Here is a 14413-nt window from a genome sequence, read left to right as displayed (position 1 = left end):
GTTTACCCATGAGCTTCAGCCCTTTGATTCGCCAACTGATCGACGCTCTGCGCACCTTGCCAGGCGTGGGTCAGAAAACCGCTCAGCGCATGGCGTTGCAGTTGCTCGAACGTGATCGCAGCGGCGGTACGCGTCTGGCCCAGGCCTTGAGCCAGGCGATGGAAGGCGTCGGCCATTGCCGCCAATGCCGCACGCTGACCGAAGATGATCTGTGCCCGCAATGCGCCGACCCGCGCCGTGATGACACACTGCTCTGCGTGGTCGAAGGGCCGATGGATGTCTATGCGGTGGAGCAGACCGGATTCCGTGGTCGCTATTTCGTTCTCAAGGGGCACTTGTCGCCGCTGGATGGCCTGGGGCCGGAAGCGATCGGCATTCCGCAACTGATGGCGCGGATTGAAGAGGCGGGGACGTTTACCGAAGTCATTCTCGCTACCAACCCGACAGTGGAAGGCGAGGCGACGGCGCATTACATCGCGCAGTTGCTCAACCACAAAGGCCTGGTCGCCTCGCGGATTGCCCACGGCGTACCGCTGGGCGGTGAACTGGAGCTGGTCGACGGCGGCACGCTGGCGCATTCGTTTGCCGGGCGTAAACCGATTTCCCTCTGAATTTGCGGCGTCTGAACTGACGCCTTCGCGAGCAGGCTCGCTCCCACATTGGTTTTGTGTCGTTCACAAATCCCCTGTGGGAGCGAGCCTGCTCGCGAATGGCGCGCCGCGGCCCATCTGATTCGCACAATTTCATTGATAACCAAGCAAGCGCTCGGTTAACGTCGGCGAACCCTTCCGTGGAGCTCGCCCATGCCTGCCTTTCAGGAATACTTCGACCCCAGCCACCAATTGGTCCGCGACAGCGTCAGACGTTTCGTCGAACGCGCGATCCTGCCGGACATCGATGAGTGGGAAGAAGCCGAAAGCTTTCCCCGCGAGCTTTACCTCAAGGCCGGTGCGGCGGGCATTCTCGGTATTGGCTATCCCGAAGCGCTCGGCGGTAGCCATGAAGGCGATCTGTTTGCCAAGGTTGCTGCGAGTGAAGAGCTGATGCGCTGTGGCTCTGGCGGCCTGGTAGCGGGGCTGGGCTCGCTGGATATCGGTCTGCCGCCGATCGTCAAATGGGCACGCCCGGAAGTCCGTGAGCGAGTTGTGCCACAGGTGCTCAGCGGCGAGAAGATCAGCGCCTTGGCCGTGACCGAGCCCGGCGCCGGTTCCGACGTCGCCAACCTGCAAACCCGTGCTGTGCGTGACGGTGATTGCTATCGGGTCAGCGGCAGCAAAACCTTTATCACCAGCGGCGTGCGCGCGGATTTCTACACCGTCGCGGTGCGCACCGGTGCGCCGGGGTTCGGCGGCATCAGCCTGTTGCTGATCGAGAAGGGCACGCCAGGTTTCAGCGTCGGCCGGCAGCTGAAGAAAATGGGCTGGTGGGCGTCGGACACCGCTGAATTGTTCTTCGACGACTGCCGCGTGCCTGTAGGAAACTTGATCGGCGCAGAGAACATGGGCTTCGCCTGCATCATGGGCAATTTCCAGAGCGAACGGCTCGCACTGGCGCTGATGGCCAACATGACCGCGCAATTGGCGCTGGAGGAGAGTCTGAAGTGGGCGCGCGAGCGTGAGGCGTTCGGTAAGCCGATCGGCAAATTTCAAGTGATCAAACATCGCCTCGCCGAAATGGCCACGGCGCTGGAAGTGTCGCGGGAGTTCACTTACCGGCAAGCGGCAAAAATGGCGGCGGGGCAGACTGTGATCAAGGAGATTTCCATGGCGAAGAACTTCGCCACCGACACCTCGGACCGCATTACCACTGAGGCCGTGCAGATTCTTGGCGGGCTCGGTTACATGCGTGAAAGCCTGGTGGAGCGGCTGTATCGGGATAACCGCATTCTGTCGATTGGTGGCGGGACGCGGGAGGTGATGAATGAAATCATCAGCAAGCAGATGGGGCTTTAAGTCTTGCGGTGTAGCTGCCGGCCCCTTCGCGAGCAGGCTCGCTCCCACAGTTGAAATGCATTCCCCTGTGGGAGCGAGCCTGCTCGCGAAAGCGGCCTGTCAGACGCTGCTTATTTATCGGTCAAAGCAAACTGCGTCAGGCAGAAAGTCGGGATGCCCATGTCCTGCAGACGCTGCGAACCCTGCAGCTCTGGCAGGTCAATGATCGCCGCCGCTTCATGCACCCGCGCGCCCATGCGGCGAATCAGGTTGGCCGCGGCGATCAGCGTGCCGCCAGTAGCGATCAGGTCATCGAACATCACCACCGAATCGCCTTCACACAGGCTGTCGGCGTGCACTTCCAGAAACGCTTCGCCGTATTCGGTCGCATAACCTTCGGCCAGCACGTCCGCCGGCAGTTTGCCTTGCTTGCGAAACAGCACCAGCGGCTTGTTCAATTGATAGGCCAGTACCGAACCGATTAGAAAACCACGGGCGTCCATTGCGCCGATGTGGGTGAAGTCGGCTTCGACGTAGCGATGGGCGAAGCTGTCCATCACCAGGCGCAGGGCCGTCGGCGACTGGAACAGCGGGGTGATGTCGCGAAAGATCACGCCCGGCTTGGGAAAGTCGATCACGGGGCGGATCAGGGATTTGATGTCGAAGGAGTCGAAGACCATCGGGGTGTCCTGGCAGGGCTGCAAACGGCGCAGTATACCCGCGGCTGAAACGATTCGCTCAACCGCGGGTCGTGATCAGCCTTCGATCGAACCGCCGGCCAGCGCGCACAGCTGGATCGGGTCGAGGATGTGGATCTCCTTGCCCTCGGCGGCAATCAGCTCGTTCTGCTGGAAGCGCGTGAACACCCGCGACACGGTTTCCACCGCCAGGCCCAGGTAATTGCCGATTTCATTGCGCGACATGCTCAGGCGGAACTGGTTGGCCGAGAAGCCGCGAGCGCGGAAGCGTGCCGACAGGTTGACCAGAAAAGTGGCGATGCGCTCGTCAGCGGTCTTCTTCGACAGCAGCAACATCATTTGCTGATCGTCGCGGATCTCGCGGCTCATCACCCGCATCAACTGGCGGCGCAGTTGCGGCAATTGCAGGGCCAGTTCGTCGAGGCGTTCGAAGGGGATTTCGCAAACAGAAGTGGTTTCCAGCGCCTGGGCTGTCACCGGGTGTTTCTCGGTGTCCATGCCCGACAGGCCAACCAGTTCGCTCGGCAGGTGGAAGCCAGTCAGTTGCTCTTCGCCGGCATCGCTCAGGCTGAAAGTCTTCAGTGCACCGGAGCGGACCGCATAAACGGAATCGAAGGTGTCGCCCTGGCGAAACAGAAACTCGCCTTTCTTCAACGGGCGGCCGCGTTTAACGATTTCGTCCAGCGCATCCATGTCTTCCAGATTCAGCGAAAGTGGCAGGCAGAGCGGGGCCAAGCTGCAATCCTTGCAGTGGGCCTGGGTGTGAGCGCGCAGTTTGACTGGCTCGGACATTTCTTCAATCCTTGTGGGAAAACACACATAAGCCGTAAGGGTAACCCACCCAAGGACATTCAGGCCAGCACACGGCGGCGTTGTCCCACAGACATAAAGCCGCAGCACCTGCGGCCGATAAACAACTATCTGCATCATCCAGGGAAGGCCCCGATGACCGCCATTGGCACGTTAGGCCCCGGTAGCAGCGGCGTTGCCGCTTCGCCGGAGATGACCAACACCGACGCTGCAATCGATCGCGATGAAGACTTGTCGCGTACGGCAACCCCGACCTTGGTCGAGGGCGTCAAAGTGTCGCTGTCCGGCGCCGCCATCGCCAAATCCGCTGCTGTCGGCGGCGAGAACAGCGATATCGACAACAGTGGCTTGCCGGAGAACATCCAGCAGTTGCTGAAGATGATCCGCAAAATCCAGAAAGAAATCATCGAGAAGAAAGCGCGCATGGCGGCGGTCATGTCAGACAGAACCCTCTCCAACGAGGAAAAGATCAACAAGCTCGCCGCACTGCGCGGGGCCATCGCCGCCCTCAATAGTGGCCTGATCACCGCCAACCTGTCCCTGTCGAAAGTGATGAACCAGTCGGCGCTCAATCCTGATCAGAACCTCAAGGTCGGCTCGTTGCTGACCAAGCCTTAAATCACTCGCGAGAAACGCTGGCGGTTCTGCTGCTCGAGGTACGCATCGAAGACCATGCACACCGAGCGCACCAGCAATCGGCCCGCCGGCAACACCTCGATGCGCTCGCGCTCGAGCCTGAGCAGGCCATCCTCGGCCATGCCTTGCAACTGCGGCCACAGCGCGCCGAAATAGCCTTGGAAGTCGACGTTGAACTGCTGTTCGATCTCGGCGAACTCGAGTTTGAAATTGCAGATCAGCTGCTGAATCACTGCGCGCCGCAAGCGGTCGTCGGCGTTGCATATCAGGCCGCGACTGGTCGCCAGTTGCGCGCTGGCGAGGCTGTTCTGATAGGCAGTGAGGTCGCTGCTGTTCTGGCAGTACAGATCGCCAATCTGGCTGATCGCCGACACGCCCAGACCAATCAGGTCGCAGTGACCGTGGGTGGTGTAGCCCTGGAAATTGCGTTGCAGGGTGTGTTCTTCCTGAGCGATCGCCAACTCGTCATCGGGCAGGGCGAAGTGGTCCATCCCGATGTAGCGGTAACCGGCAGCGGTCAGTTGCTCGATGGTGCGCTGGAGCATTTCCAGCTTGTGCGCCGGGCTCGGCAAGTCGCTGCTGTTGATCCGCCGTTGCGGCATGAAGCGCTCCGGCAGGTGCGCATAGTTGAACACCGAGAGGCGATCCGGTTGCAGGCTGATCACTTCGTCGACAGTACGGGCGAAGTTTTCCGGCGTCTGCTTCGGCAGGCCGTAGATCAGATCGATGTTGATCGAGCGAAATTGCAGGGTTCGCGCCGCATCGATCACCGCGCGGGTTTCTTCCAGACTTTGCAGGCGATTGACCGCGCGCTGCACCGCTGGGTCAAGATCCTGCAGACCGATGCTGACCCGGTTGAAACCCAATTCGCGCAGCAGGCCCATGGTCGACCAGTCGGCCTCGCGCGGGTCGATTTCGATGCCGTAATCACCGGAGTCGTCATCGAGCAGATTGAAATGCTTGCGCAGGTGCGCCATCAGCTGGCGCAGTTCGTCGTGGCTGAGAAAGGTCGGCGTGCCGCCACCGAAATGCAGTTGCTCGACTTTTTGCGTCGGGTCGAGGTGGCAGGCGATCAACTGGATTTCCTGCTCGAGCCGTTGCAGATACGGCTGCGCGCGGCCGCGGTCCTTGGTGATGACCTTGTTGCAGGCGCAGTAGTAGCAAATGTTCGCGCAGAACGGCACATGCACGTATAGCGACAACGGCCGCTGCGCCTTACGGCTGTCGCGCAGGGCGTGGAACAGGTCGAAAGTGCCCACCTGACCGTGAAATTGCACGGCGGTCGGGTACGAGGTGTAGCGCGGCCCCGCCAAGTCGTAGCGGCGGATCAAATCGGTGTCCCAACGAATGGCGTCGAGCATGCGGGCATTCCCCCGGATAGGCTGGCAGTGTGGCGAGTCTATCGGGGTGCCTGGTGTGGCATGTTGATTTGCATCAAGGGGGGCATATCCAGTGTTTGCGGTGTTGCGGCTGGCGGTTTCGCCCTTACGGCGAGTCACCTTTTCCAAACGCCGAAAAGGTAACCGAAAAGGCTTGCTCCTGCGTTCGGCCCTCGCAGGCTCGGGTTCCTTCGCTGCGGGATCGATCCGGGCGCAGCGTCTCCGGTTTGCTCCGCTGCACCTCCTCCCGCTGTGTACGACTGCGTCGTACGGTCGCTGCGCTCCCACGCCCGGATCAATCCCTCCACTCAGCCTTCCGAAGTCGCCCGTGGATCAAGATCAAGAGCACTCGAGCTAACGCTCATTGTTGAGTGGTTAGAAGCGTCGCATGGCTTGAGATTTTCGGTGGATTCGCCCCTCACCCCAGCCCTCTCCCGAGGGAGAGGGGGCCGATCTTGGTGGTGTTCAAAACCTGCATTCAAAATGGGTATCTCAGGTCGGCGTATCCCGCCCAAACACCTCGGTCAGTCCCCTCTCCCTCCGGGAGAGGGCTAGGGTGAGGGGCTTTTGATCTCCTGCATACTTGCATTCGGCTCGGTATTTCAAGTCGGCGTAACTTGCCCAAACACCTCGGTCGGTCCCCTCTCCCTCCGGGAGAGGGCTAGGGTGAGGGGCTTTTGATGTTTCATGCGCTATAGCCGAGCTAACGCTCCTCCTGTTGAACAACGCGGCGTTTCAGGTTTGTTTGGCGGCAGATTATTTATGTGGGAGCGAGCTTGCTCGCGAAGGCCGCGCCGCCGGTTTAATGGCCCATAAGCCAATGTTGATGGGGACCGGGAAGGGTCCAGATCCCGAACAGTATCACCAGCAAGCCACCGGCCATGCGCACGCTGCGTTTGCGCAGGATCGCGGTAACTCTCTCAGCCGCCAGCCCGGTGGCGAGCAGCACCGGCCAGGTGCCGAGGCCAAACGCAAGCATCAGTAAGGCACTGTCCAGCGCATTGCCCTGACTCGCGCTCCACAGCAGCGTGCTGTAAACCAGCCCGCACGGCAGCCAGCCCCACAGCGCACCGAGCAGTAACGCGCGAGGCAGACTCGACACCGGCAGCAAGCGATTCGCCACCGGTTGGATGAAGCGCCACAAACTCCGCCCAAGCGCTTCGATACGGGTCAGCCCGCTCCACCAACCGGCCAGGTACAAACCCATGGCGATCAGCAGCAACCCGGCCAGCACGCGCAGGAACAGTGCCGCCGGGCTGTTGGCGACGGCCCAGCCGGCCAGGCCGATGAGCAATCCTGCCGTGGCGTAACTGAGAATCCGCCCGAGGTTGTACGCCAGCAACAGGCGAAAGCGCCGGCTGCGCTGTTCCTTGGGAATCGCCAGGGTCAGCGCGCCCATCAGGCCGCCGCACATGCCCAGACAATGGCCGCCGCCGAGCAGGCCGAGGATCAGCGCCGAGACCAGCAGGGGCGCCAGTTCAAGCATGGGGTGGCGCCTTGTCGTCCGGTTTGCCGGCGTTGGCTTCGTCCACCGCGGCGGTGTGGTTGGGGTCCTGATCGTCAAAGAGGATGCTGTGCGCCGGGCCGTCGAGGTCGTCGTACTGGCCGCTGTCCACCGCCCAGAAGAAGATGTACACGGCGATGGCGACGATCAGCAAGGCAGCGGGAATCATCACATAGAGAGCTGGCATCGGTAACTCCAGGCCCGCGCGGCTCAGGCCGGCAGCGGGCGGGTGTGGGTCGGGCTGCTGGCGGCCGGCGCGCTCGGCAGGCGAGTCAGGCGCAGGGCGTTGAGCACCACGGTCAGCGAACTGATCGACATGCCGACCGCAGCCCATACCGGAGTGATCCAGCCGAGGGCGGCGAACGGCAACATGAGGCCATTGTACAGCGCCGCCCATAGCAGGTTTTCGATGATTACCCGGCGCGTACGTCGCGCCAGCGTGAAAGCTTGCACCAGAGCATCGAGACGGTTGGACAGCAGCACCGCATCGGCGCTGGTTTTCGCCAGATCGGTAGCCGAGCCCATCGCCACGCTGATGTCGGCCGCCGCCAGCACCGGCACGTCGTTGACGCCGTCGCCGAGCATCAGCACCTTGCGCCCTTCCTTGTGCAGTTGTTGCAGCACATGCAGTTTGTCATCGGGGCGCAAGCCGCCACGGGCCTCGTCGATGCCCAGTTCGGCGGCGACACTGGCGACCATCGGCGAACTGTCGCCGGACAACAGCAAGGTGCGCCAGCCCCGCGCTTTGCAGGCCGCGAGCAGGGCATGGGCGTCATCACGCAGGCGATCATCGAGGCCCAGCCACGCCAGCGGCCCGTGGCTGTCGGCGAGCAGCAGCCATTGTCCGGCTTCATCGGGCATCGCCGGCAGCGCCGCGCCGCTGAGCGCACAGGCGAACTGCGCCTGGCCGATACGCAAACGTTGCTCACCGACCACACCCTCAAGGCCCAGGCCCGGAGTGCTGTGCACTTCTTCAGCAGCCAATGGCGCGCGGCCGAAAGCGCGGGCAATCGGATGTTCGGAACGGTTTTCCAGCGCGGCGGCGAGGCCCAGGCATTGTTCGCTGTCGAGCGCGCCGAGCGGCCGAATCGAGCGTAGTACCAGACGACCTTCAGTGAGCGTGCCGGTTTTGTCGAAGATTACCGTGTCGATCTGATTCAAGCCTTCCAGCACGTGGCCGCGGGTCAGCAACAGCCCGAGTTTGTGCAGCGTGCCGGTGGCAGCGGTGAGTGCAGTCGGTGTCGCCAGCGACAGTGCGCACGGGCAGGTTGCCACCAGCATGGCGAGGACAATCCAGAACGCCCGTGAGGAATCCAGTTGCCACCACAGCAGGCCGATCACTGCCGCGGCGATCAGCGACAGCAGCAAAAACCATTGCGCGGCGCGGTCGGCGATTTCTGCCAAGCGTGGTTTTTCTGCCTGCGCGCGATCGAGCAAGCGCACGATCGCCGAGAGACGTGTGTCCTGTCCCAGCGCCTGCACTTGCACGGTCAACGCGCCTTCGACGTTGAGCGTACCGGCGGTGACCGCATCACCCAGCGTGCGCGGCTGCGGCAGGTATTCGCCGGTCAGCAGCGATTCGTCGATGCTCGACTGACCGTCGATGATCTTGCCGTCAGCCGGCAGAATCGAACCGGGCGGCACCAGAATCCGCTCGCCGAGACGCAGCTCGCTGAGCAGGATGCGCTCGCTCTGACCATTCGCATCGAGGCGCAGACACGAGGCCGGCAACAGGTTGACCAGTTGCGCAGTGGCAGCGGCGGTGCGTTCGCGGGCGCGGCGTTCCAGATAACGTCCGGCGAGCAGAAACAGCGCGAACATCCCAACCGCATCGAAGTACAGCTCGCCCACACCGGTGATCGACGTCCAGATCCCGGCGATGTAGGCGCTGCCGATCGCCAGCGACACCGAGACGTCCATGGTCAGGTGGCGGGTACGCAAATCGCGCATCGCCCCTTTGAAGAACGGCGCGCAGCTGTAGAACACGATCGGCGTGGTCAGAAACAGCGCGACCCAGCGCAGGATCGTGTGCAGCTCGGGACTGAGGTCAATATTGAATTCCGGCCAGGTCGCCATGGTCGCCATCATCGCCTGAAACCACAGCAACCCGGCGACGCCAAGTTGGCGCAGGGCCAGGCGATTGTCGCTGGCCAATTGTTCGCTGGCGCGGTCGGCTTGATAGGGGTGGGCGGCGTAACCGATGTGGCGCAGCTCGGCGAGGATCTGGCTCAGCGGCAGTTGCGCGTCGGCCCAGCGTACGTGCAGACGATGGTTGGACAGGTTCAGCCGCGCCTCGGCGACGGCAGGCAGGGTGCGCAGGTGTTTCTCGATCAGCCAGCCACAGGCGGCGCAACTGATGCCTTCCATCAACAAGGTGGTTTCGGCCAGATCGCCTTCGTGGCGGACGAAGGGTTGTTGCACGTCGGCGCGGTCGTACAGCGCCAGTTCATCTCTCAGTTGCACCGGCAGCGCTTCGGGGTTGGCGGAGGCTTCGCTGCGATGCTGGTAATAGCTTTCCAGACCACCGGCGACGATGGCTTCGGCCACCGCCTGACAGCCCGGGCAGCAGAACTCGCGGGCCTGCCCGAGGACGACGGCGGTGAAGCGGCTGCCGGACGGGACGGGCAGGGCGCAGTGGTAGCAGGCAAGTGGGGTGGTCATGGCATCGTTGAGGGTGTGAGCCCTTGCATTGGGTGTATCCGCTTGCCCTCACCCCAGCCCTCTCCCGGAGGGAGAGGGAGCCGATCGGTGTGAGGCTGAAGAGCGGCTTCAGTCGCCGACATTGTCACTGTCATACGCCCCGCTTCCAAGCAACCGAGATCAGTCCCCTCTCCCTCCGGGAGAGGGCTAGGGTGAGGGGCTCTTGATTTTGATTCACTTCTTCAGGTCTTCCGCACCCTGCAATGGCTCATCACCCAGCAGCAGTTCCTTGTCATGGCTGACCAGTTCTTCTTCGAACATGCGCCACACGTGCTCGTCCTGGCTGCCAAGCAGCTCGACAAACCGCCGACCTTCAACCTTGTCGCTCAACTGGCCAATGTAGCGCCCGCTCTCGCTGTCACTGCGGGTCAGCACGATCTTGCGATCCTTCTCCGGCTGGGTCGGCGAGATCAGGTTCAGTTCCAGGGTTTGCGGCTGGCTGTCACCGCTCAGGTGCAAATCGACTTCACCGGTCACCTCATCCAGATGTACCGCCGCACGCAGTTTCAGGGTTTGCGCCAGCAGTTCACGGTCCAGTGAACGGTTGATGCCTTTGCCCGCTTCGTAATAGTTGTCGTTGACCAGATTGTCCGGATTGTTCACCGCGATGGTCACCATGGACAGGGTCAAGGCCACCGAGCAGGCGAGGATGGCGATGATGATCCACGGCCAGAGGTGCTTGTACCAGGGACTTGCGGCGTTTGCAGCGGGCATGTTCAAAATTCTCTCAACGGATTTGTGGGCCGATGAATCGGCTCTTGGCTTCAACGTGGACGCTGTCGTCATCGGCGTCCTTGAGGATGAATTTCACCTCGTTGGTGCTCGATGGCAGTTGTTCCGGTGCGCTCGACAACTCGACCGGCATGCTGACGATATCCCCGGCAGCAACCTTGATCTCGCGCTTGCCTTGCAGGCGCAGGTCCGGCAGGCCCTCGGCTTGCAGCAGGTAAGTGTGGTCGCGCTGATCCTTGTTCATGATCTTCAGGCTGTAGACGTTTTCGATTCGACCTTCGGCGTTTTCGCGGTACAGCACGCGATCCTTGCTGACGTCGAAACCGACCAGCGAACGCATGAAGAACGCGCCGACCAACAGGCTGATCATCGCCAGCAGCACCACGGCGTAACCGATCAGGCGTGGCCGCAGTTTATGGGTTTTCTGCCCCGACAGGTTGTGTTCGGTGGTGTAGCTGATCAGCCCGCGCGGGTAATCCATCTTGTCCATGATGCTGTCGCAGGCGTCGATGCATGCAGCGCAGCCGATGCACTCGATCTGCAGGCCATCGCGAATGTCGATGCCGGTCGGGCAGACCTGCACGCACATCGTGCAGTCGATGCAATCGCCGAGGCCAAGGGCCTTGTAGTCGATGCCTTTCTTGCGCGGCCCACGGCTTTCGCCCCGGCGCGGGTCGTAGGAAACGATCAGCGTGTCCTTGTCGAACATCACGCTCTGGAACCGGGCATACGGGCACATGTAAATACACACTTGCTCACGCAACCAACCGGCATTGCCATACGTGGCGAGGGTGAAAAAACCGACCCAGAAATACGACCAGCCATCGGCCTGGCCGGTGAAGAACTCGATGACCAGTTCGCGAATTGGCGAGAAGTAGCCGACGAAGGTCATGCCGGTGACAAACCCGATCAGCAGCCAAAGCGAGTGCTTGGCCAGTTTGCGCAGGAATTTGTTGGCGCTCATCGGCGCCTTGTCGAGTTTGATGCGCTGGTTGCGGTCGCCTTCGGTGACCTTTTCGCACCACATGAAAATCCACGTCCACACGCTCTGCGGGCAGGTATAACCGCACCAGACACGCCCGGCGTAGACGGTGATGAAAAACAGGCCGAATGCAGCAATGATCAACAGGCCCGAAAGCAGAATGAAATCCTGCGGCCAGAAGGTCGCGCCGAAGATGAAGAACTTGCGTTCCGGCAGGTTCCACCACACCGCCTGGTGACCGCCCCAGTTCAGCCACACCGTGCCGAAATACAGCAGAAACAACGCCGCACCGCCGAGCATCCGCAAATTGCGGAACAGGCCGGTGAAGGCACGGGTGTAGATTTTTTCTCGTGAGGCATAAAGGTCGACGCTGTTGTTAGCGTTCTTGCTCGGCGGCGTGACGTCGTGTACCGGAATCTGATTGCTCATCATTGCATCCCACGGCAGTGGAAAAATGCCTCGGTCGATACGTGCCGACCAAGGTCAAAAAGGGCTGTTGCAGTAGCGCGATGATACGCCTGCAGCTCTGGCTCAAGGGTGCGACCTTTGGTCGCGTTGGGTAAAAAATGCAGATGGTGTAGCGATTGCAGAAAAGCCTGATGCAGATCAATTGACTTGTTGAGTATGGCCGGTTTTGCCGAGGCGGCTAGTTTCATCGTTCAATTGACTGTGCACGCTACCGTTGTTGATTTCGCAAGTTGAATAATAAGCAGTCGGTTATTATTGCCGCGGTGCCAGATTTAGCAGTAAGCACCAGATTTCTACAGCGCTGTATGTTGTAAGTTGCCCGGTCTGAAACATATTCATTTGATTGTTGTTCGGGGAAGCTTTGAGGTTTTCGCTGTATTCGAATAAGTTCTGTTTTCGCGAAAATCATTTTGCGCATTGAAAATTAATTGAAATGGAATTTAAAACATGACGTTGAATAAACTCGTGAGCATCTTTATGGGTGTTTGTCTGATAGCTTCGGCTATTACTGCTCAGGCTGCTGGCATGCCGAAACACATGGTCTTTGCTTCAGACACTCAATATCCGTGGACAGACAAGACCGATAGTCGCCAACCCGAATCCGATTCCGAATTCAAGGAACGCTCGAAATGGCTAGTTGACAGCCAACTTGCAAGCATTGCCGAATTCAGGAATCAATACGGCTCGCAAGCGCAGGTGCCGTTGATGATCAATGGCGATATCACCGCTTTCGGGCATGGCTGGCAGCGGTCTTATATGAAGGCGGCATTGAATAAGTATTTCGGCGGCGACTACTTGTACGGACTGGGCAATCACGACTATGAAAATAATGTCGATGACTGTTTCAGTAACAGCTGTGCAGCAGGCAGCATCGTCGAGTTCAAAGAACATCATGAAGGTAAAGTCGACAACTTCGATTTGAAGATTACCGGCAGCTTTCTGAGCAAAACGTATTCGGGCAGTCTCGCCTATTCGAAAAATATCGGCGAAGTGCATATGGTGCAGCTCAATAACGAGCCGACCTACACCACCCGTATCGCTCATCCATTGAACCCGACGACGTTCGAAATCAACGACGCCCTGGACTGGCTCGAGACCGATCTGAGGCTGGCGCGAGCGTCGGGCTACGCCATTATCATCAACATGCACAAACCGTTTAACCACAAGGGGAACCAGGCGCAACAGAAACGCTTCCACGACATGATCAACAAATATCAAGTGACGGCGATCTTTGCCGGCCATTTGCATAAAGACGGGGGCGATGCCTATCAGGAGGGTAACGTGCCCATGTACCTGAGCGGCAGTACCTCTCAGCAAACCTATCTGGTTGCCAGTTTCACTGAGGACCGCAAGCAACTGCAGGTTTATCTGGTGGAAAACAACCAGTGGCGCAATCGAACGTTGATCGACACCACGGCGGTGCATTCAATCTTTGCCCAACGCCCGTGAAAAAATCCCCGCCGCTGATAGGGCGGGGTATTCATCAATCAGTTATTGGCAGCGATCCATGGGTTGACCAGATTGACGCCGCTGAGTTGAAAGTCCGCAATGTTGCGAGTTACCAGCGTAAGCCCGTGTACAAGCGCGGTGGCGGCGATCAAGGCGTCGCATTCACTGCTGCGGTCGGGAACATGCAATTGTGCGCACCGAGTGGCGACTGTGGTATCGACCGGCAGGATCCTTCCAGAGAACGCCGGTTTGACCCGATGTTCCAGCCAGTTGCGCAGCAGCTGGCCTTGTGAAGGATCACGACGTTCTATACGTAGAACCCCGGTTTCCAGTTCCAGTACAGTGATTGCGGATAGATACAGGCTGGCCGGGGGAATGCTGTTTGCCCATGTCACTACATGCTGGTTGGCTTGGGATTTCCGCAGTTCGGAAACTACATTGGTATCCAGTAGAAACATCAGGAAAAGTCCACGCTGCGAGGAGAGATGACGGCGCGCTCGGGTTCGAATTCGATTTCAGCCGCGTTCGGCATCGCCAGTAGCTCAACGATGCTGGTCTGGCACCCAGTCAGTTTTTGGTACTCCTCGATGCTGAGCAATACGTGGGCAGGCCTGCCTCGGTCAGTAATGATAACTGGACCTTGATGTGTGGCTTTTTTGGCTGCACTGGTGTCCTGATTGAACTCGCGGCTGGAAATGGTGGTGATGGCCATCAAGTTTGGCCTCCAGAAATTCTGATGTAGGAACGTTACTACTTTGAGGGTTTCCCCGCAATCGGAAAGGCGAGTCGAGGACGATCGGTTTGTCACTTTCATAAGGGCACCGGTTAGAGCGCTTCGCGCCGAGGCGCGAGGCGCTGTATATGGACTTGAATTCGGTGTTTTTGCTGCCCTTGTCAGAGCAATCTACCGCCGCCGAGGCCGTCCAGCCCGCCACCGTTACCGGGGCTGTTCATGGTTTTCTGCGAAACCTCAAGTAACGGTTTGACAGATGTTCGTTCGAACCTTGCCCTATCGGTTGAGCTGGGTTGAGGCGGATTTTGCCGTTTTATCAGGTCATCTTTCGACATTCGAGCTTCATCCTTGAAGTGGTCCCGATATGGCTTATCGGGGCGAAAAAAACCTA

The 14413-nt window shown here is 59.9% G+C and carries 14 protein-coding genes; 4 read left to right on the top strand and 10 right to left on the bottom strand.

From position 1 onward, the window contains the following. Positions 1 to 8 precede the first annotated feature (8 nt). Positions 9 to 611, top strand: a complete 603-nt coding sequence (recR, locus tag GXB78_RS07170; protein WP_243241739.1) for a recombination mediator RecR — start codon at positions 9 to 11, stop codon at positions 609 to 611. A 192-nt stretch (positions 612 to 803) separates the two neighbouring features. Then, entirely contained in the window at positions 804 to 1952 is a 1149-nt protein-coding gene (locus GXB78_RS07165) for an acyl-CoA dehydrogenase family protein (RefSeq protein ID WP_329514898.1), read from the top strand. 110 nt (positions 1953 to 2062) lie between these two features. Here GXB78_RS07165 and GXB78_RS07160 read toward each other — a convergent pair whose 3' ends face one another. Together GXB78_RS07160 and fnr are read right to left on the bottom strand one after the other, a co-directional pair. Then, positions 2063 to 2611 (bottom strand): adenine phosphoribosyltransferase, encoded by a 549-nt coding sequence (locus tag GXB78_RS07160; RefSeq protein ID WP_024012326.1) that lies wholly within the window; start codon positions 2609 to 2611, stop codon positions 2063 to 2065. 75 nt (positions 2612 to 2686) lie between these two features. Further along, positions 2687 to 3421 (bottom strand): fumarate/nitrate reduction transcriptional regulator Fnr, encoded by a 735-nt coding sequence (fnr, locus tag GXB78_RS07155; protein WP_329514897.1) that lies wholly within the window; start codon positions 3419 to 3421, stop codon positions 2687 to 2689. 153 nt (positions 3422 to 3574) lie between these two features. Between fnr and GXB78_RS07150 the strand changes: the two genes are divergently transcribed. Continuing rightward, positions 3575 to 4057, top strand: coding sequence for a hypothetical protein (locus tag GXB78_RS07150; protein WP_329514896.1), 483 nt, complete (start codon positions 3575 to 3577; stop codon positions 4055 to 4057). Here GXB78_RS07150 and hemN read toward each other — a convergent pair. From hemN to ccoG, 6 genes are all read right to left on the bottom strand, one after another. Then, complete coding sequence (hemN, locus tag GXB78_RS07145) at positions 4054 to 5436, bottom strand: oxygen-independent coproporphyrinogen III oxidase (protein WP_329514895.1); 1383 nt, start codon at positions 5434 to 5436, stop codon at positions 4054 to 4056. The genes GXB78_RS07150 and hemN overlap by 4 nt on opposite strands. An 820-nt stretch (positions 5437 to 6256) precedes the next feature. Then, the gene (locus GXB78_RS07140; RefSeq protein WP_329514894.1) at positions 6257 to 6940 is read right to left on the bottom strand and encodes a sulfite exporter TauE/SafE family protein; all 684 of its coding nucleotides are present in this window, start codon (positions 6938 to 6940) and stop codon (positions 6257 to 6259) included. After that, positions 6933 to 7145 carry a cbb3-type cytochrome oxidase assembly protein CcoS gene (ccoS, locus tag GXB78_RS07135; protein ID WP_039763029.1) on the bottom strand — a complete coding sequence of 71 codons (213 nt, stop codon included), beginning with the start codon at positions 7143 to 7145 and terminating at the stop codon, positions 6933 to 6935. Before ccoS ends, GXB78_RS07140 begins: the two co-directional genes overlap by 8 nt. Positions 7146 to 7168: 23 nt before the next feature. After that, complete coding sequence (locus GXB78_RS07130) at positions 7169 to 9619, bottom strand: heavy metal translocating P-type ATPase (protein WP_329514893.1); 2451 nt, start codon at positions 9617 to 9619, stop codon at positions 7169 to 7171. A 213-nt stretch (positions 9620 to 9832) separates the two neighbouring features. After that, positions 9833 to 10372, bottom strand: a complete 540-nt coding sequence (locus tag GXB78_RS07125; RefSeq protein WP_329514892.1) for a FixH family protein — start codon at positions 10370 to 10372, stop codon at positions 9833 to 9835. 13 nt (positions 10373 to 10385) lie between these two features. After that, positions 10386 to 11801 (bottom strand): cytochrome c oxidase accessory protein CcoG, encoded by a 1416-nt coding sequence (ccoG, locus tag GXB78_RS07120; RefSeq protein WP_253500657.1) that lies wholly within the window; start codon positions 11799 to 11801, stop codon positions 10386 to 10388. A gap of 486 nt (positions 11802 to 12287) precedes the next feature. Here ccoG and GXB78_RS07115 point away from each other — a divergent pair, with 486 nt between their 5' ends. Beyond that, positions 12288 to 13289, top strand: a complete 1002-nt coding sequence (locus tag GXB78_RS07115) for a metallophosphoesterase family protein (protein ID WP_329514891.1) — start codon at positions 12288 to 12290, stop codon at positions 13287 to 13289. A 38-nt stretch (positions 13290 to 13327) separates the two neighbouring features. Here the strand turns inward: GXB78_RS07115 and GXB78_RS07110 are convergent, their stop codons facing one another. After that, complete coding sequence (locus tag GXB78_RS07110; protein ID WP_329514890.1) at positions 13328 to 13747, bottom strand: type II toxin-antitoxin system VapC family toxin; 420 nt, start codon at positions 13745 to 13747, stop codon at positions 13328 to 13330. Beyond that, positions 13747 to 14001: a type II toxin-antitoxin system Phd/YefM family antitoxin gene (locus tag GXB78_RS07105; protein ID WP_329514889.1), complete on the bottom strand. Its 255-nt coding sequence runs from the start codon at positions 13999 to 14001 to the stop codon at positions 13747 to 13749. The genes GXB78_RS07110 and GXB78_RS07105 overlap by 1 nt, the downstream gene beginning before the upstream one ends. Between the last annotated feature and the right edge of the window lie 412 nt (positions 14002 to 14413).

It is taken from the genome of Pseudomonas moraviensis subsp. stanleyae (assembly GCF_036283065.1).
Lineage (GTDB): Bacteria > Pseudomonadota > Gammaproteobacteria > Pseudomonadales > Pseudomonadaceae > Aquipseudomonas > Aquipseudomonas stanleyae.
The sequence above is the reverse complement of the archived record's forward strand: the minus strand, read 5'-3'. Positions and strand labels throughout refer to the sequence as shown.